Source organism: Vibrio sp. V23_P3S9T160 (assembly GCF_963886625.1).
GTDB lineage: Bacteria > Pseudomonadota > Gammaproteobacteria > Enterobacterales > Vibrionaceae > Vibrio > Vibrio anguillarum.
Genome location: NZ_CAWPDB010000193.1, coordinates 24,388 through 42,573 on the forward strand (window position 1 = coordinate 24,388; position 18,186 = coordinate 42,573).

Sequence of the window (18,186 nt, forward strand, 5' to 3'; positions counted from 1 at the left end):
CAACCTGTAACGCACAGGAAAAGGCAAGATCAGAGCATATTGCTTTTTCCTAGTCTTATTGATTGAATGGCTTAAACAATCGACCAACTGTGAGTCATTGTGACACCTTTGCCTAACATTAAGCAGACAGAACAGTACTTTTCTAATGAATCGGCCGTCACTTTTTCAACGACATTAGGGTCAAGATCAACGCCTGATACGTCGAAATGGATATTGACTAGCGTAAAAATCCGAGGTGCGGTTTCACGGCGCTCAGCCGTCAATTTGGCGTTACATGCAGTGACCTGTTGATTGGCCGATTTTAAGCCATCAACCACATCCACAGAGCTACAACCTCCCGCGGCCATCAGAACCATCTCCATCGGGCTAGGCGCGGTTGCACCACCACTGCCATCCATCACCACCGAATGACCAGATTGGGATTGGCCCAAGAACTTGAAATTTTCGACCCACTTTACTTCAGCTTGCATTATTTTTGCTCTCTTCTCTGTGCGATGAAACTACAGGTTATCGGTTGGAAAAATCACGCCCGTTTGGCGGCGTATTTCTGTCAATAATTTGGAAACGGTGAGTGAGCGTAATTTGCATTGCTCATCTATTGTCTTGTTCTGTATCTGATCTGCAAATTTGTGTGCTTCGTAGAACATGCGGTTGGCGTGTTGCTCAATACTCAGATCTTGGGTTTGACCACCACGGTTAATTCTCGTGATGCGGTTGCAGGTAGAGATCATCTCAACGTGCAGTGCGGCCTCTTCACCTTGAATTTCGCTCGGCACATAGGAGTCACTGGTTTTTGAATGCATTAATAGCACATCAAAACCGTCATATCCTAAGATCACACTGCCGTTACCATCAACCCCCGTCTCCAGTAAATGCGCTTGGGCTTGTACCGATTTAGGCTCACCAAACAGTTCAATGGCTGAGCCCAAACAGTAATAACCAATATCCATGATCGAACCATTGGAGAACTCGGGCAAAAAGGTATTGGGCATCTCACCCTTAAGATATTTAGGGTAACGAGAGGAATACTGGCAGTAGCTGAGCACCGCTTTACGGATAGCGCCAATCTGCGATAGCTCTTGTTTGAGAACGGAAAAATTGGGCAAATGTGGGGTTATAAAGGCCTCGAATAATACTACGCCATGCTGTTTGGCAACTTGATACATCTGCTGTGCTAATGAGAAATCAGAAGCCAGCGGCTTCTCACAGATAACATGTTTGCCCGCTTGCATCATTTGAATCGACTGTGGACCATGCAGTACATTCGGGCTGGCGATGTACACGGCATCCACATTGTCACTCTCACCTAGGCTCTTAAGGTCAGTAAACAAAGCAGGAGCATCGTATTTTTCGGCAAATTGTTTCGCCCTGTCCAGCGAACGGGAATAAACCGCTACTAGCTGAAATTCCCCCGTTTTTAATGCCCCTTCGATAAATTGGTCAGTAATCCAGTTGGTTCCAATAACAGCTAAGCGAATCATCATCATATCCTTTCATTATTTTCACCTATTATCTGGAGTTACTCCGCAGGAAGCAATGTTAACCTCACCACTTATTATTTTCAGGTGGCCATTATTTTCAGGTAACCAAAATAAAGAAAACCCCACTAAGCTCTCGCTTAGTGGGGTTCCAGTTCTTACTCGCAGCAATCCAGCTACTGATAAGTGCTCCCTGCATCAATTCCTTGATAGTCTGCTAATTCCCTCAGCGCATTCCCTTTCATCGCCTTCCTAGCGGTGTCCTTAACTCCGTCGTCCCGACAGATTTGTGCACTTTTCCTTTGCACCGTCCATTAACTTTCCTTGATAACCATCCTAGTTATTCAGCATCCAGCTAATGTCCTTCGCTATCCTTGCCGATCATTCTTCCTGAATTATCGAATCTTCGTCCTGAAGATGACCTATCCTTGGGTCTTTCCTGTTCCGTGTCCGCTTCCTGCTGACAACTTCAGATTACGGATTTCACTTTTTTCAGCAATCCCCCACCTGTTGTTTTTTCTCTACCAGAAAGACACCGAATGAAAATTATCATTTAAATTCAAATAATTATAGGAATTCAATCTCTTTTTATTGCATAGCAAAACGTTAAAGTCTCACGATACGTGTAAGAGATCTCTCACAAACTTAATCCTATAATTGCCTATCGCCGTAGCTAAGATACCCGCACGAAATGAGATAGAGCTCTCACTCTAATACTGATTGGCACGGCTGAATTCTATTTAGAAATGAGAATTGCTCTAGACTAAGTGTGAGAAAACTAGGATATTGATGTCGATCTTAATCACATATCTCCCTCGCTACTGAGGAAATGCAAGAAAATCGTCAGAGGAACAACACATGATTTCGAAATGGGCACAGCGCTTTTACCAAATGGCAGAACTTGTTGGCTCTTGGAGTAAAGATCCCTCCACGCAAGTCGGCGCAGTGATCACTAAGCAAAATCGCATCGTTTCGGTTGGATTTAACGGTTACCCGCATGGTATTTCAGACAGTGCAGGCACCGATGATCGTGATATGAAATACCTCAAAACACTGCATGCTGAGGAAAATGCCATCCTATTCGCCAAGCGTGATTTGGATGGTTGCGAAATTTATGTGACACATTTTCCTTGCCCAAACTGTGCAGCAAAAATCATTCAAACTGGGATTTCCGCAGTACACTGCCCAGAGCAAACAGAAGACTTCTTATCCCGTTGGGGTGATAAGATCAAAGTCAGCCAAGATATGTTTTTACAAGCGGGTGTTAAAGTAAACTGGCTACCGCTTAGTGATTTGAAATAATTAATGGTCAAAAAAAACCGCCCTGCCAAATTGGAAGGGCGGTTTTTGTTTGGGAGTGTTAACGAACAATCAGGCCGAGTAAAATACCAACTGCGCCAAAATCAGCATCACTAAACGTTGTGTTAGCAAAACCTAGGTTTCCAAGCACTGGCATTAAAAATACAGGTAAGAACGTGATCAATAAACCTTGCGCAAATGCGCCCAAAATAGCACCACGACGCCCACCTGTGGCATTACCAAATACCCCTGCGGCAGCACCAACAAAGAAGTGTGGAACAACCCCAGGAATAATCACTGTCAAACCCATAATGTAGAGTAAGAACATACCTAATAAGCCAGCAAGAAAACTAGATAGAAAGCCGACCAAGACAGCATTTGGGGCATAGGGGAATACCACAGGACAATCTAATGCTGGTTTAGCATTAGGAACTAGTTTGTCTGAAATACCTTTAAACGCAGGAACAATTTCAGCAATAACCATACGTACACCTTGCAAGATGACATACACACCCCCCGCAAACGTAATAGATTGCATCAGCGCAAACATAAACCAATGTTTTCCACCGCTCACTTCACGCACAAATTCCCCACCAGCAAATAGACAGGTCACCATAAAGATGATGCCCATAGTAAATGAGATCGCAACGGGTGTATCACGTAAAAATAGTAAACTTTTAGGAACATTCATATCTTCCGTAGAATGTTCTTTATTACCAAATTTACTACCAATAAAACCAGCTAATACATAAGAAAGTGTAGAGAAGTGACCAATAGCAACATCGTCAGAACCTGTAACTTGACGCATATATCGATGTGCAATTGCTGGGAAAAACACCATAACACTACCAACGACAATGGAACCTAGGGCAATCAATGGAATACCGGACATACCGCTTGATGACAAAATTGCAGCCACCATCATCGACATAAATAAAGTGTGGTGCCCTGTTAAGAATATAAATTTCCACGGTGTAAAGCGTGCAATCAATATATTTACCAGCATCGCGAAAAACATGATCATCGCCATTTCTTTACCAAATGACTTTTGAGCAATAGACACGATGGCTTCATTATTTGGAACGACACCAGTAATGCCAAAAGCATGCTGAAATATGGTCGCAAAATCTCCTAGCGAACCAACAACTAGCCCCGCACCAGCTCCAAGAATAATGAAGCCTAAAATAGTTTTCACGGTACCTTTAATGCATTCCGTCAATGGTTTTTTCTGTGCGATCAAACCTATTAATGCGATCAAGCCAACTAACACTGCTGGCTCAGAAAGCACGTCATTCATTAAAAAATTAAAGAATTCCATAGTGCCTCCTACAACACACCAAGTTCTTGAAGAGCCGCTGACAAGCGTTCTTTCATTGCGTTTTTATCGACCATATTATCCAAGCTCACAATCTTAGGCTCAACACCCAATGATTTTAGTTGGTCTGTTATATCATTTGTACCAATAAAGATGTCGCAAACGGTCCCCTTTGCGGAACCTAAATCTATGTGGTCGATTTCAGCGTCAACATTTAGATCTTTCACTATATTTTTTATGCTTATTTCCATCATCAAACTTGTACCTAGGCCGTGGCCGCAAACTACCATAATTTTCATTATATTCACCCTCTGCTTTATTGTATTTTTACTATTATTTATCGTGTTTTTACTATTAATAGTCTTGGATAACACGCAAAATATCTTCAACAGATTTGGCTGAGCAGATATATTCTACGTCTTCTTCATTCATAAATAATTCGGCTAATTTAGATATTGCATCTACGTGACTATTGCTATCTGTCGCGGCCAAAGTAACCAGCATTTTTACAGGATCATTGCCATCCGAATTAAAGTTAACTCCATCTTGAATTACCGTTAGGCCAAATGCTAAACGATTAACCCCATCTTCAGGTCGAGCATGAGGCATCGCCATTCCAGGTCCAACAACATAATAAGGACCGAGCTCCCTATGTGACCGAAATATAGCCTCAACATAACTTGGATTAATGGCCTTATTTTCAATCAATGGTTGACATGCTTTGCGAATTGCATCTTGCCAGTCGTCAGCCGATTTATGCACTCGAATAACGTCTTCGGTTAATAGTTCACGTAACATTTTTTAGGTTCTTGATATGAATAGGTAGCATCAATTTATCTGTCTATCCAAATAGAAAACCAGATCGAAATCACAAATGGTAGCGCTATCTTTATGTGTTGGCTTGATTTGTGATAGCGCTATCATTTATTGAAATCATAGTATTTCATGTATCGGTGCAACAATAGTTATACGGTAATATCAACACGCCCGAGTGTGTGTGTTAAAATCACATCGCTAACTTATTAATAACATGAAGATAAATATGAGCGAATCGCGAAAACGTAGAAGCACGGGAAAGGTTACCATTGCCGATGTAGCAGCTAAGGCGGGTGTTGGCACAATGACGGTATCAAGAGCATTAAGAACACCTGAGCTTGTTTCTAGCAAACTAAGAGAAAAAATAGAATTTGTTGTTGAAGAACTAGGTTATATCCCAAATAAAGCAGCTGGCGCTTTAGCATCTGGCGAAAACTATTCAATAGCATTAATCATCCCATCGCTAATTGAAAAATCTTGCGCTGTGTTTTTACCCAATTTCCAACATTCGCTTAACCGTCAGGGATACCAGTTACTGCTCGGTTATAGTGATTATTCCATTGATAATGAAGAGAAACTATTAGCCACTTTCTTGGAAAGTCAACCAGCAGCTGTTGTGCTATTCGGGAGTGAGCACAGTTCAAAAAGTCATCAACTTCTTCAACGCGCTAACATTCCCGTCATTGAAATTGCTGAGTTGAATGAGTCATCAACGTATCTGAATGTCGGCGTTGATTACTACAAAGTTGGCAAACAATGTACTCAACATCTCATTGAAAATAGATATCAAAATATAGGGTTTATTGGAGCACGTAGCCACCACTCCGTTCTAAGAAATGAGCTGCGGGGTTGGCAAAGCGCATTAATTGATAACTACCAAGCACCTGATCACTTTCTAACAACTCATGAAGCTCCCTCTGCACACATAGGTAAGGAAGGAATTTCTAAATTGTTATTAAGGGACTCAACGCTTGATGCTGTGGTATGTAGCCACGAAGAAATAGCTCTGGGAGTATTATTCGAGTGTCAGCGTAGGCTGATTAAAGTTCCTACGGAAATGGCCATCATCTGTTTGGATGGATCATCTCTTTGTCAGTATGCTTTTCCAGCCATTAGTGCCGCTCATGTCAATTATGAACAGCTTGGTCTTTTGGCCGCTGAGCGCTTATTAAAACAAATCAAAGAACAAACACTTGAACTGGAATCAACAAACGTTGGCTTCCAGTTACAAAAACGAGCTAGTACCGTTCGTCCGTGATCACCTTGTCGCAATCAACAAGGTGGCTTACAGGCTTACAGCTGAATTTTCTTAATCATCCCAGCTTCAGCATGGCCGGGTATATTACAGGCGAACTCAACATTGTTATCCCCATGGAAGTGCCATAACAGTTGTTTCGCTTTACCCGGTGCCACGGTGACGGCACTGCCACCATCGTGTTTATGATTGCCCATTTGGCGCATCATTTCTCGGTGTTTTAGCTGCTCGGCGGCTGAACCAATCGAAAATTCGTGCTCAATTTTACCTGTGTTCATAACGACAAATTGCACCACATCATCGGGTTCAATATTCACCTCCTTTTTGAAGGTGATTTTCATGTCATCCGAGAGTAAAACATGCACCACTCTATCGGGTTTTGCTCCTTTGGCAGGCATGCCGACTTCTGACATGTCATCCATCGCCATGTTCATCGTGTCTGTTTGCTTCATCACCATGCTGCTATGATCCATTTTGCTATGCTCCATTTCAGCCATGACAGAAGAAGTGAACAACGCCAGTGAAAGTGTGATTAGTGTTTTTTTCATTTTGATTTTCCTTAAATTCATCCAGTTACTATTTATTTTCCGATTAGTGCTTAGCTTTTACTTTGCCAGCTGCACGCTATTTGAGTGTTGCGATTTCACGGTTTTTCCATAACTTGAATACCGCAGGTAGAACCAATAATGTGAGCAATAGTGCTGAAGCCATGCCTCCAATCATGGGGGCGGCAATGCGCTGCATTACCTCCGAACCAGTTCCCGTGCCATACATAATCGGGATCATGCCAATAATAACTGTCAGTACCGTCATCATGACTGGGCGCACGCGCTGTCCTGCTCCTTCGCCAATAGCATTGATGAGATCTTGGCTGTCAATGGCCGCACCATTTTCTTGTGCATCAATTTTTTTGTAGTGCCAAGCTTGGTTGAGATAAACGAGCATGATCACACCAATTTCTACCGCAACACCTGAAAGTGCAATAAAGCCCACCCCCACGGCGATTGAAAAGTTGTAGCCAAGGTAGTGCATCAACCACACGCCACCCACCATCGCCAGCGGCAATGTCGCCATAATGATCAACACTTCTCCGATTCGCCGGAAACTGAAATAGAGTAGCAACATGATGATTGCGATCGTGATCGGTGCGACAACACTTAAGCGCGCTTTGGCTCGCTCCATGTATTCATATTGACCAGACCATACGAGAGAATATCCCGCTGGCAGCTGTAATTGCTCCGCTACCGCTTGTTGCGCATCTGCCACATATGAACCGAGATCGCGTCCATCAATATCGACAAAGACCCAGCCGTTTGGCCGTGCGTTTTCGGTTTTGATCATCGGCGGGCCGTCTTCGTAGCGAATATCAGCCACATCGGCCAAGGCCAAACGTGCACCGTTTTGAGTCACCAAAGGTAAGTTTTGCAGCTTCACTACCGAATCACGGTAATCTTGCGGGTAACGTACATTGATCGGGTAACGCTCTAACCCCTCAATGGTTTCCCCTACATTCATGCCCCCCACTGCGGTTGAAACCACTTGTTGCACATCTTTAATGCTTAGCCCATAGCGCGCCGCTTGTAACCGATTGATGTCTATCGTTACATAACGTCCACCAGCCACACGTTCAGCATAAACCGATGCCGTGCCTTGAACGCGGTTAAGGATAGGTTCAAGTTGCGCACCGATGGTTTCAATCTGTTTGAGATCGGGACCCGCTATCTTAATACCAATCGGCGTTTTGATCCCTGTGGCTAACATATCGATGCGTGTTTTGATTGGCATCACCCACGCGTTGGTTAACCCCGGAAATTGCACTAAGCTGTCAAATTCCTTACGTAGCGATTCTGTGGTTACGCCTTCACGCCATTGATCGCGAGGTTTAAGTTGGATCACCGTTTCAATCATGGTTAAGGGCGCGGGATCGGTTGCGGTTTCTGCACGCCCCATTTTGCCCCACACGGTTTTGACCTCTGGTACGGTTTTGATGAGTTTATTGGTTTGCTGCAATAGCTCACGCGCCTTACCAATCGAGATCCCTGGATAGGTTGTCGGCATGTACATGAGATCGCCTTCATCTAATGGCGGAATAAACTCACTGCCTAATTTGCTCATTGGGTAATAAGCGGAAGCCATTAATGCCAAAGCCAATACAATCATGCTTTTGGGATAACGCAAACTCAGGTTGAGTAGTGGACGATAAAGTGCCACAAGCCCTTTATTGATAGGATTTTTGTGCTCGGAAATAATATTGCCACGCACAAAATAGCCCATAAGAACAGGGACGAGCGTGATCGCTAAACCTGCGGCGGCGGCCATGGCATAGGTTTTAGTAAACGCCAATGGCGAGAACATCTTGCCTTCTTGGCCTTCGAGTGCAAAAACGGGCACAAAACTTAACGTAATGATAAGTAGTGAGAAAAATAGTGGCTCACCGACTTCTTCAGCAGCTTTGCCAATCACCTGCCAGCGATTTTTGTCGGTCAGTGGGGTGCGTTCAATATGTTTATGCACATTTTCGATCATCACAATCGCCCCGTCGACCATAGCACCGATAGCAATGGCGATCCCCCCAAGTGACATGATATTGGCATTGATACCTTGCCAGTGCATCACAATAAACGCCGATAGAATGCCCACGGGCAAACTCAAAGCAATCACTAATGATGAGCGGATATGGAATAAAAACAGCGCACACACGACCGCAACGACAATGAACTCTTCTGCTAGCTTATGCCAAAGGTTTTCAACGGCTTGATTGATCAAGGTTGAACGATCATAAGTGGCAACAATTTCGACACCTTCCGGTAAGCTGCGTTGGAGATCAGTCAATTTCGCTTTGACGTCATCAATCACTTGGCTAGCATTTTCACCAAAACGCATCACGATCACGCCTCCAACCGCTTCTCCTTCACCGTTAAACTCAGAAATACCACGACGCATTTGTGGGCCAAGGTTAATATCCGCCACATCACCTAACAATAATGGCGTTCCTTTGTCGGTCACTTTCAATGGTAGCGCTTTAATGTCATCAATACTGGTCAGATAGCCACTGGTGCGTACCATGTGTTCGGCTTCCGCAACCTCAATCACTGACGCTCCCGACTCTTGGTTACCATTTTGGATCGCCGCATTGATTTGTTGCAAAGTCAGGTTATAAGCGCGTAGCTTTGCCGGATCAATTTGCACTTGATACTGCTTAACCATGCCGCCAACGGTAGCCACTTCGGAGACACCATTCACCGTTTGCAGCTCGTACTTCAAAAACCAATCTTGCAAACTGCGTAACTGCGCAAGATCGTGTTGGCCGGTTTTATCTTGCAGTACATAACTGTAGATCCAGCCAACCCCCGTCGCATCCGGCCCCAAGGTTGGTTTGGCATTGGGTGGCAGTTTTGGCGTCACTTGGCTTAGATATTCCAATACCCGCGAGCGAGCCCAATACATATCGGTTTTATCATCAAAGATGATGTAGACGTAGGAATCACCGAAGAATGAATAGCCTCGGACCGTTTCTGCCCCCGGAACGGCAAGCATCGCCGTTGTGAGCGGGTAAGTGACCTGATCTTCCACTACCTGCGGCGCTTGGCCGGGATAGCTGGTTTTGATGATCACTTGCACATCTGAGAGATCCGGTAAAGCATCAACAGGCGTGTTCTTTACACTGTAAAGTCCGCCCAAAGTGAGAAACAGAGCCGCCACCAACACCAAAAAACGGTTATTGATCGACCAACGAATAATCGCACTAATCATTGTTGACCTCCTAACGTTTCTGCGGCGGTAATGTTCGTCTCACTACTTGCCTGCTCACTCGCTTCCAGTGCTTTTAGTACATATTCGTCACCCTGCTTTGCCACTAGAAATCGAACCCTTTGCCCTTCAGCAAATAAGCTGAGATCAAACTCCTCCTCAACCGTGAAGTTCATCTGCCCCGCTTGCCAGCCCCATTTGCTTACCGGTTTATAGTTAAGTGTGAGCATCCCGAAATCAGCCATAAGCGTACTGATGTCTCCCGTTAGCCAAGCTTCATTGGCGGCTTCCACTCCATTAATACGTGATAAATCAGCGTGTTGGCTCGACTCCGAATCCAGCAGAAAATGCGCCGACGTGACGACCGTGTCTTGCTCCGTTAACCCTTGTAAAACTTCAAGGCGTTCGCCTGCTTCGCGGCCAACTTTAATCCTTGCTGAGCGGTATTTGCCATTTCCTTCAGCAAGTACGACTCGCGTCATGCCGCCCGAATGAATAACTGCTGATTTAGGAATGGTGAGCACCGCTTGTTGCGATACGGGCTGCAAAGCGATATTGGCGAACATGTTAGGCTTCAACTCTCCATTCGGGTTAAGAAATTTCAAACGCATACGCAGCGTTCGGGTTTTCGGATCCAAAATGGGATAGACGTAATCTATCTTCCCTTGCCACTCCTTGCCGGGAAGAGCATCCAGTGTCATTGACGCTAAACTACCCGACGTAATCCAATGTGCTTGGCGCTCAAATACCTCAGCATCGACCCACACTTCGCTTAAAGGGCCTGCGCTTATCACCGCTTGCGCTGGCGATAAGTAACCCCCTTCGCGAATATTCAAACTCGCAATCACCCCATCAGCAATGGCTTTGACCTCTATCGATTGAGTGGCTTTGCCTCGAGCAATAATCTGTCTGATCTGTTCACGATCAACCCCCAGTGAAACCAAACGCTCGGTTGCGCCTTTCAGTAAACTTTCACGGCTGGCTCGGTGAGCATTTAACAGCTCCTCCTGCGCTTTAACCAGCTCTGGTGAGTAGAGCGTAAATAAGACATCGCCTTTACGAACCCGCTCTCCAACCGCATTAATGTTCAGTTTTTCAACCCAACCGGCAACGCGAACGTTCGTTTGCCACAATAAACTGTCATCAAATGCAATGTAGCCCACTGTCTCAATGCGTGGAGATAACGGCGCAAACACCACGGGTTCCGTTTTCACACCCAGGTTATTTTCGACCGCAGCACTGATGGTCACCGTGCCACTCTTCTCTTGTGCTTGCGTCAGCGATTCGGTGTACACCGGGATAAGGTCCATCCCCATCGGCGACTTACCCGGTTTATCGCGTTTATAGTTTGGGTCCATCGGCGCAACCCAATACAGCGGCTCAGACGTCGCATTGGCTGAGTTCATCGCCTCCATATCATGACCAGACAGGTATTGATTGATGCCAAACCCCAGTAATCCACCTATCGCTAAGGAAAGTACGGCTATGTTTAATGATTTCATTGAGTTCTCCTACTTTTCTACAGGCGTAAGTGTTTCTAAAGAGGTAAGTGTTTCTAAAGAGGTAAGTGTTTCTAAAGAGGTAAGTGTTTCTAAAGAGGTAAGTGTTTCTACAGACGTAAGTGAAGGGGCAATAACTTGAAAATCGAACCCATTTAATAGATAAGCGAGGTTACTTTTAGTTAGGTTTAAATCGGTCATTAGGCGTACTTGCTCTAATTGCAGCGCTAGTTCATCGCTGGCAGCACTGACGACATCATTAAACTGGGAGGTATTGTTTTCATAGCCTCTCTCAACCGCTTGAGTGCGGGCTTTCGCTTGCGTTAATAAGGTGGTTTGATAGCGCGATAAACGCTGTTCGAGGTTCATTTTATCAACCAATAAGGCATTCACTTTGGCGTTCATCTGCGCCAATAGAACATCGCGCTGTGATTTAGCCGCGCCCACTTGATATTGCGCCGCAGCGTGGTTTCTATCTTGGCGGCTCCCCGTAAACAGCGGGATATCCATGGTGAGATAAGCACTAACCATATCGGCTGCGGGTCCGCCTTGCATACTGCTTGCTTGGCGATAGGCGTACATCACTTCCACACCAAACTGAGGTTGATAGGCCGTTTGTGCTATTTCGACTTGCGTTTGGTTGGTGTGAATTGCCGTTTCTGCCATGCCGACCATCGGGTGAGTGACCAACAAAGCGTAGTGAGTGGTGCTGCCGTTAACCGTAGCCAATTGGGCATCTAAACGGGACCAGTTCACTGACTCTTCAGCGGTTAACATAGGCTGTTCAACCAACCAAGCGCTACCTAACCATTCGGATAATTGCGACACAATGCGTTGCTGCATTTGTTGATTGGCTTGTAATTTTTCGTCCAACTTGGAAACTTGTAACTGCGCTTGCAGCAGATCTTGCGCTTCGCTTTTACCTAATGAATAGTTCGTTTCAATAAAACCAGCCAGCTCACGCATTAAGGTTTGGTTTGCCCGCACAATACGTTCAGCGCGTTGTTGGTAGCCTAACTCTAACCATAATTGAGTCATGCTGTTTGCCACTTCCAACTCACGTAAATCAACCTGAAGCGCAACGCCACTGGCTTGTTGCTTTGCTTTTTTCGCTTGTAATGCCAAGCTTGAACCCCGTTCAAACTGCTGCATTAAGCCCACAGAAATGTTAGTCATAGGATCTTCATCAAACTTAAAACTATCAATGGGCAAACCACCAAAGCCAACTTTGATCTTAGGATCCATCAGGGTTGAACTGGCCATTCCAGTTTCTTGTATTGCTTGAGATTGAGCAAAATATTGCTTGCGGACGGCATCATTCGCTAATGCAGCGTCAATCAGCTGAGCTAATTGTTTTGCATGCGAATCTGGCTGAGCCATCGCGGCTTGTGGGGCTGCATTCACCATCAAGGGGAATGACAAAACGCCCACTATACTGATCGACCAAGCGATCACAGAGAGTTTAAGGTTCACAATAAAATTCCATCTTTCATGCATCGCAAAAGGTTGAGATGCAACAGAGAGTCACGAACCTAGTTAAAGGCCGCACAAACACGCCATAGGCGTAATGAAAGGGAAATTAAACGATAGGGGGACGGTAAAGTGAGCGGGCGACCATCACAATGCCACGCGTTGCTTCTGCATTGATCAACAATAAAACCGCGTGAGGTGTGAAGGGTTGGTGTTCAGTGATAAAGAAAGCTAACGTGGTCATGCACATGACGCTACAACAGGAATCAACACCTTGGCCGCTGTGATCGATACAATCGTTACTCATCGCTGATGAAGTCATGTCACTTGCATCGGAATCATGGTGCGCAGCGTTCATATTTGAGCAGTGTTGCGGCGGGTTTGCATCATCAGTCACTGAATGGGATACAGCCGAAATCGGTGACATTGTGATCGCCATTAAAGGTGCGCTAGACACTAAGCTTGAAGCAAGCAGCATCATCATCACCAACATGGAAACCCAAATTGTATGCAGCGAAAGTTGCATATCCAATATCACTATCTGACTGAAAACTCCCACAGACTAAAGCTTGCCCTAGGGGTAAGGTCAATTAATTTAAATTTCGAAAATCGATAAAAATAGCGATTAGGCTATCTTCTCAAGAGTTCGCCACTTGCAGATCGCTAAAAATATCAAAAAGTTGCTTGGATTTATAAGGTTTGGGCAAATACGCATCCATGCCCGCGTCAAAGCAGCTTTTAATATCCTCCTCCAAAACGCTGGCGGTTAAGGCGATAATGGGTAATTTTTCAACGCCTTGCTCTTTTTCCCATTCGCGGATTTTCTTCGTCGCGGTTAAGCCATCCATCACTGGCATCATGCAGTCCATTAACACCGCAGCAAAATGTCCCCCTTGGGTGATGGCATCTACCGCTTCTTGCCCGTTGTTGGCCACCACATAACCAATCCCTGCCTTTTCAAGGAAGAAGCTGGCGATTTTTTGGTTCATCAAATTGTCTTCAACGATCAAAATACGCTTATGATTGCACTTTAAGTAGTCTAACTGACTCTCCTCGACTGGCGTTAAAAGCGTTTCTGTATCGGCCACTAATGCTTTGAGGGCACGTTCAAAACGCGCCCCTAAAAAAGGCAACGTGATACTTGCCTGCGCAAGATGAATTGCGTCTTTGTTGACGAACAAGTGATGCTGCAGAACCACTATTTTTGCACTGGAAAAATGCTCGCGCAGCGCAATGAGATCCGATTGCACACTGTGGCTTAAGCTTTGGCAATATAAAATGCATGCAGTGCTAAACCCACTCTTGACTGCTTGTTCAACATCACGCGCTTCATTGAGTTGAATCCCCCATTGAACGCATTCACGCCGAATAGCAGATGAGTAGTTCGACATATTGTTGATTAACAACGCCTGCGTGGCAAGAGGCTCAACTTGCGGCTGCTCTTCGGCAACCTCAATCGGGACGACAAATTCAAAGCAGCTACCTAAGCCTTTAGTGGACTGTACATGAATGTCACCCTGCATCAGATCGACTAATTGACGGCAGATGGCCAACCCTAGCCCAGTCCCGCCAAAACGACGGGTAATACTGCTATCTTCTTGAGTAAAGGGGTCAAAAATCGTGTTCAACATCTCTTTATCGATGCCACTTCCCGTATCTGACACAGCAAAACGTATCGAGGTTATATCGCCCGTTTCTAAGGTTAAACCCGTGTTGACATAACCATCTTTGGTAAATTTCACCGCATTGGACAACAAGTTCATCAAGACCTGCTTCAGACGATATTCATCCGCGATGATAAAACGAGGTAATGCAGGGTCGAGATAAATATTAAGCTCGATATGCTGGCTCAACGCTTTAGCGTTCACCAAGTTCACCGTGTCGTATACCAATTCAGCGAGTTCAAAGCGATGCGGAGCAAGCTCCAAGTTGCCTGATTCAATTTTAGATAAATCGAGAATATCGTTAATCAAGATCAGCAACGCTTGCGAAGAGGTATCAATATCGGCCAGGATTTCACGCTCATTCCCCGTAAACTCGCTGCGTGACAATATTTCAGTCATACCGATAATGCCATTAAGAGGCGTTCGGATCTCATGCGACATATTGGCTAAGAACGCGCTTTTGGCTCGATTAGCGGCAATTGCCGCTTCCTTTGTTTCCACCAAAGCACTCTCGTACTGTTGCTGTTTCTCAATAATATGGTTGAGATTGATCGTAAAGCGGGAAAACTCATCTTTGCCATCAATCGGGATCTGTTCAATGCCGTTCTGCTTTTCACGCAATCGACTCATGGTATTGATGATCCGCTTGAGCTTTGACGAGATGCGAGATGAGGTACTTGCTCCTAGCACAAACAGCAGCGCCAACACGGCCAACAGCAATGCCGATATACTTAACATATTCATTTTTTCTTGTTGGAGACGCACATTCAGTTGAGCCGATAAGTGTTGGTTGACACTTTGTACCAGTTTATCTATCGCCAAGTAACGCTCTTCCACATTTTTGACACAAGAAGCTAATGCTTGAGGATCCGCTTCATTACTAACGATTTTTTCGCGAATCAAAGCAGCTTGGCGAAATTCAGGTTGCGTAAACAACTGCACCAGTTGTTCGAGTTGAGCGCCGTTATCAATGATACGTTCGAAGTATTGTTGCTGGCGCTCAACAGCTTGAAAGTATTCTGTTTGTCGAGATTGAAACACCTCTTGATCAATGGTTAATTCTTTGATTAACCACGCCTCTTTTTGCACCCAAAATGCAAACCAATGCAGGTCGCTATACACCAGATCCAAGGTATGGATATCAACAGGCGCAAGAAAACTGTTGGTTTTTTGCAGATCGGCCATCACTTCATACAAAAGATTAAATACTTGGCGGCCTAATTCTAGGGTCTCGCTTTGTGAGGCCGACGGCAACTCATCCAACAAATGGTGAAGGTCAAGCACACGGTTTTCTATCAATGTACGGTTGCTTTTACTCCCAAAATGACTATTTGTAGAACCTGTATCCAGCACAATTTTATCCAGCGATTCAGCTAACTCCTGCTTGAGCTGCGGCCGAGAGTCCTCGCTGTTTTCGCTGCGCAGCTGCGCACTGAGCAAGGTATAAAAAAGGGCAGAACTGGTGGTGACCTGATTGATTGCCCCAATCTTTTGGTTCAACACATGGTATGTGTCTAAACGGCTTTCAAATGGGAGGAATAGACGCCATGCCACAGCCAGAATAACCAGTGTTGGTATGAGGCAGAGTAAGAACAAGCGTGCCTTAATTGAGAAGTGGGTAAGTATTACCATTGTTATCATCCTTGGAAGTAATACATCCTAGCCAATGGTTAAATAGTAGACGTTATTTTATGCGTCTGCGCTCTTATTAAGATAAAACCAGCGCAGTAACGAAAGCGTTGCCCGTCACTATTCATCCTCTAAGCGTGATGGTGAATTAGCCGAAAACTCACCACATTTTAAGATAACAATTTGAATCTAATCTCATTTTTATGAAAAAGGAAAAACCTCAGGCATCAAATATTTGAAGCAGACCATTATCATCACAAAATAAGTCGCGACTTTAGAATTTGTCAATATCTCTAACCACCGCCAAAAAACACTCAATACGCTGATTTTTACCTAGTTTTCAGTAAAAAATGTCGCCATTATTTTTGCTAGCAGAATAACCATTCCACATTTACAATCCGGCCACATAAAAACAACAATAAACATCGACTTGTATCTCAGCACAGATGACCGTGCAAGGTACGCGTTCACCAGCCCTACACTGTGAACATTACTGCTTAACATAACGTGAAAGGTCCCAAGTCAATATGAGCCCAGAGAAACATCTCTCAGACTGGCAAGCCAGCCAAACGATTGCTGAATCTATGCCCCCCCTCATCGGCCAGCTTTATCGCCAACAAGGTGTTGAAGTGGTTTTGTTTGGAAAAACACTCATCAACGCCACCACCATTGATATCATCAAGGCACATCGTGTTGTTCGTCGCTACACAGGTGAGGCGCTTTCAACCCAGCAAACGATGCCGATTTTACAAAAGTTGACCACGCTTGCTCTGTCGCCATGTCGTATCGACATTGGCCAACTTGCTCATCAATTTTGGCAACAACATGATGATGAACATGGCCTTGAGGATTACCTGCTAACGGCGCTTAATGGTGCGTTGAATGGTGAAACACTCAGTGAACCTAAGGATGTGGTGCTGTACGGTTTTGGTCGTATTGGTCGCTTGCTGACTCGTCTTTTGATAGAAAAAAGTGGCCCGGGCTATCCACTACGCTTGCGAGCGATTGTCGTTCGTGGGGGTAAAGCAGGAGATTTAGAAAAACGGGCAAGCTTGCTACGCCGTGACTCAGTTCATGGCCAGTTTAACGGCAGCATCATCATCGATGAGGCTCGCAATGCCATTATTGCCAACGGCAATTATATCCAAATCATCTACGCCAATAAGCCGCAAGAGGTTGATTACTCACACTATGGTATTCATAACGCGTTAGTGGTCGACAATACTGGTGTTTGGCGTGATAGCGAAGGGCTTAGTCAACACTTGAGCTGCCAAGGTGTGAGTAAAGTGCTGCTGACAGCACCCGGCAAAGGTGAGATTAAAAATATCGTGTTCGGCGTAAACCACGCTGATATTCAGCCCGAAGACACCATTATCTCAGCCGCCAGTTGCACCACCAACGCTATCACGCCGGTATTGAAAGCAATTCATGATCAATATGGCGTACTTTCTGGCCATATCGAAACGGTGCACTCTTTTACTAATGACCAAAACCTTATCGACAATTTCCATTCAGGTGAACGACGTGGCCGCAGCGCATCGCTCAACATGGTGTTAACCTCAACGGGTGCCGCCAAGGCAGTTGCCAAAGCGTTACCTGAACTCGCGGGTAAGTTAACCGGTAATGCGATTCGTGTCCCCACGCCAAACGTGTCGATGGCCGTGGCTAACCTCAACTTAGCCAATGCAGTGAATAAGCAAGATCTTAACGCGTATTTACGTGAAATGGCGCTTAACTCGCCACTTTCAGCGCAAATTGATTACACCGACTCAACAGAAATTGTCTCCAGTGATTTGGTTGGCTCTCGCCATGCTGGCGTGGTTGATGGCGCAGCGACGATCGCTCAAGACAACCGTTGCGTGCTCTACATTTGGTATGACAATGAATTTGGCTACAGCGGCCAAGTTGTACATTGTATGGAGCAGATGATGGGCGTTCGTTACCGAACTTTCCCAGCTATAGCCCAGTAAACGGCTTAATATTGTTTTTATCTCCACAACATAATAATAGT

General features: G+C 45.1%; 14 protein-coding genes. 3 read left to right on the top strand and 11 right to left on the bottom strand.

Annotated elements, in window-relative coordinates:
• Positions 1–71: 71 nt before the first annotated feature.
• Together AACU59_RS18015 and AACU59_RS18020 are read right to left on the bottom strand one after the other, a co-directional pair.
• The gene (locus AACU59_RS18015; protein ID WP_026028175.1) at positions 72–470 is read right to left on the bottom strand and encodes an OsmC family protein; all 399 of its coding nucleotides are present in this window, start codon (positions 468–470) and stop codon (positions 72–74) included.
• 30 nt (positions 471–500) lie between these two features.
• Positions 501–1,487, bottom strand: coding sequence for a Gfo/Idh/MocA family protein (locus tag AACU59_RS18020; protein WP_094145151.1), 987 nt, complete (start codon positions 1,485–1,487; stop codon positions 501–503).
• 849 nt (positions 1,488–2,336) lie between these two features.
• Between AACU59_RS18020 and AACU59_RS18025 the strand changes: the two genes are divergently transcribed.
• The gene (locus AACU59_RS18025; protein ID WP_010319355.1) at positions 2,337–2,780 is read left to right on the top strand and encodes a dCMP deaminase family protein; all 444 of its coding nucleotides are present in this window, start codon (positions 2,337–2,339) and stop codon (positions 2,778–2,780) included.
• Between the two features lie 58 nt (positions 2,781–2,838).
• Here the strand turns inward: AACU59_RS18025 and AACU59_RS18030 are convergent, their stop codons facing one another.
• Genes AACU59_RS18030 through AACU59_RS18040 form a run of 3 tightly spaced genes read right to left on the bottom strand, consistent with a single transcriptional unit; the run spans position 2,839 to position 4,890 of the window.
• On the bottom strand, positions 2,839–4,095 hold the full coding sequence (locus tag AACU59_RS18030) for a PTS ascorbate transporter subunit IIC (protein ID WP_161437558.1): 1,257 nt from the start codon (positions 4,093–4,095) through the stop codon (positions 2,839–2,841).
• Between the two features lie 8 nt (positions 4,096–4,103).
• A complete protein-coding gene (locus AACU59_RS18035; protein WP_017048183.1) occupies positions 4,104–4,391 on the bottom strand; it encodes a PTS sugar transporter subunit IIB in 288 nt (95 codons plus the stop codon).
• A 55-nt stretch (positions 4,392–4,446) separates the two neighbouring features.
• Positions 4,447–4,890 (bottom strand): PTS sugar transporter subunit IIA, encoded by a 444-nt coding sequence (locus AACU59_RS18040; protein ID WP_017048182.1) that lies wholly within the window; start codon positions 4,888–4,890, stop codon positions 4,447–4,449.
• 244 nt (positions 4,891–5,134) lie between these two features.
• Here AACU59_RS18040 and AACU59_RS18045 point away from each other — a divergent pair, with 244 nt between their 5' ends.
• Entirely contained in the window at positions 5,135–6,166 is a 1,032-nt protein-coding gene (locus AACU59_RS18045) for a LacI family DNA-binding transcriptional regulator (protein WP_094145807.1), read from the top strand.
• A 35-nt stretch (positions 6,167–6,201) separates the two neighbouring features.
• Here the strand turns inward: AACU59_RS18045 and copI are convergent, their stop codons facing one another.
• From copI to AACU59_RS18075, 6 genes are all read right to left on the bottom strand, one after another.
• Positions 6,202–6,711, bottom strand: coding sequence for a copper-resistant cuproprotein CopI (gene copI / locus AACU59_RS18050; RefSeq protein ID WP_176428593.1), 510 nt, complete (start codon positions 6,709–6,711; stop codon positions 6,202–6,204).
• Between the two features lie 76 nt (positions 6,712–6,787).
• A complete protein-coding gene (locus AACU59_RS18055) occupies positions 6,788–9,916 on the bottom strand; it encodes an efflux RND transporter permease subunit (protein ID WP_094145805.1) in 3,129 nt (1,042 codons plus the stop codon).
• On the bottom strand, positions 9,913–11,415 hold the full coding sequence (locus AACU59_RS18060) for an efflux RND transporter periplasmic adaptor subunit (RefSeq protein ID WP_094145804.1): 1,503 nt from the start codon (positions 11,413–11,415) through the stop codon (positions 9,913–9,915). The genes AACU59_RS18055 and AACU59_RS18060 overlap by 4 nt, the downstream gene beginning before the upstream one ends.
• Positions 11,416–11,424: 9 nt before the next feature.
• Positions 11,425–12,909, bottom strand: coding sequence for a TolC family protein (locus AACU59_RS18065; protein ID WP_094145803.1), 1,485 nt, complete (start codon positions 12,907–12,909; stop codon positions 11,425–11,427).
• An 82-nt stretch (positions 12,910–12,991) separates the two neighbouring features.
• The gene (locus tag AACU59_RS18070; protein WP_094145802.1) at positions 12,992–13,408 is read right to left on the bottom strand and encodes a hypothetical protein; all 417 of its coding nucleotides are present in this window, start codon (positions 13,406–13,408) and stop codon (positions 12,992–12,994) included.
• Positions 13,409–13,520: 112 nt separating this feature from the next.
• Complete coding sequence (locus AACU59_RS18075; RefSeq protein WP_094145801.1) at positions 13,521–16,187, bottom strand: ATP-binding protein; 2,667 nt, start codon at positions 16,185–16,187, stop codon at positions 13,521–13,523.
• A gap of 515 nt (positions 16,188–16,702) precedes the next feature.
• Here AACU59_RS18075 and AACU59_RS18080 point away from each other — a divergent pair.
• Positions 16,703–18,145 carry a glyceraldehyde-3-phosphate dehydrogenase gene (locus tag AACU59_RS18080; RefSeq protein WP_161437559.1) on the top strand — a complete coding sequence of 481 codons (1,443 nt, stop codon included), beginning with the start codon at positions 16,703–16,705 and terminating at the stop codon, positions 18,143–18,145.
• The last annotated feature ends 41 nt before the right edge of the window (positions 18,146–18,186 follow it).

What these genes read in the sequence shown, in the direction of transcription:
- AACU59_RS18015 (WP_026028175.1), bottom strand. Translation starts at nt 470, where the DNA reads ATGCAAGCTGAAGTAAAGTGGGTCGAAAATTTCAAGTTCTTGGGCCAA.
- AACU59_RS18020 (WP_094145151.1), bottom strand. Translation starts at nt 1,487, where the DNA reads ATGATGATGATTCGCTTAGCTGTTATTGGAACCAACTGGATTACTGAC.
- AACU59_RS18025 (WP_010319355.1), top strand. Translation starts at nt 2,337, where the DNA reads ATGATTTCGAAATGGGCACAGCGCTTTTACCAAATGGCAGAACTTGTT.
- AACU59_RS18030 (WP_161437558.1), bottom strand. Translation starts at nt 4,095, where the DNA reads ATGGAATTCTTTAATTTTTTAATGAATGACGTGCTTTCTGAGCCAGCA.
- AACU59_RS18035 (WP_017048183.1), bottom strand. Translation starts at nt 4,391, where the DNA reads ATGAAAATTATGGTAGTTTGCGGCCACGGCCTAGGTACAAGTTTGATG.
- AACU59_RS18040 (WP_017048182.1), bottom strand. Translation starts at nt 4,890, where the DNA reads ATGTTACGTGAACTATTAACCGAAGACGTTATTCGAGTGCATAAATCG.
- AACU59_RS18045 (WP_094145807.1), top strand. Translation starts at nt 5,135, where the DNA reads ATGAGCGAATCGCGAAAACGTAGAAGCACGGGAAAGGTTACCATTGCC.
- copI (WP_176428593.1), bottom strand. Translation starts at nt 6,711, where the DNA reads ATGAAAAAAACACTAATCACACTTTCACTGGCGTTGTTCACTTCTTCT.
- AACU59_RS18055 (WP_094145805.1), bottom strand. Translation starts at nt 9,916, where the DNA reads ATGATTAGTGCGATTATTCGTTGGTCGATCAATAACCGTTTTTTGGTG.
- AACU59_RS18060 (WP_094145804.1), bottom strand. Translation starts at nt 11,415, where the DNA reads ATGAAATCATTAAACATAGCCGTACTTTCCTTAGCGATAGGTGGATTA.
- AACU59_RS18065 (WP_094145803.1), bottom strand. Translation starts at nt 12,909, where the DNA reads ATGCATGAAAGATGGAATTTTATTGTGAACCTTAAACTCTCTGTGATC.
- AACU59_RS18070 (WP_094145802.1), bottom strand. Translation starts at nt 13,408, where the DNA reads ATGCAACTTTCGCTGCATACAATTTGGGTTTCCATGTTGGTGATGATG.
- AACU59_RS18075 (WP_094145801.1), bottom strand. Translation starts at nt 16,187, where the DNA reads ATGATAACAATGGTAATACTTACCCACTTCTCAATTAAGGCACGCTTG.
- AACU59_RS18080 (WP_161437559.1), top strand. Translation starts at nt 16,703, where the DNA reads ATGAGCCCAGAGAAACATCTCTCAGACTGGCAAGCCAGCCAAACGATT.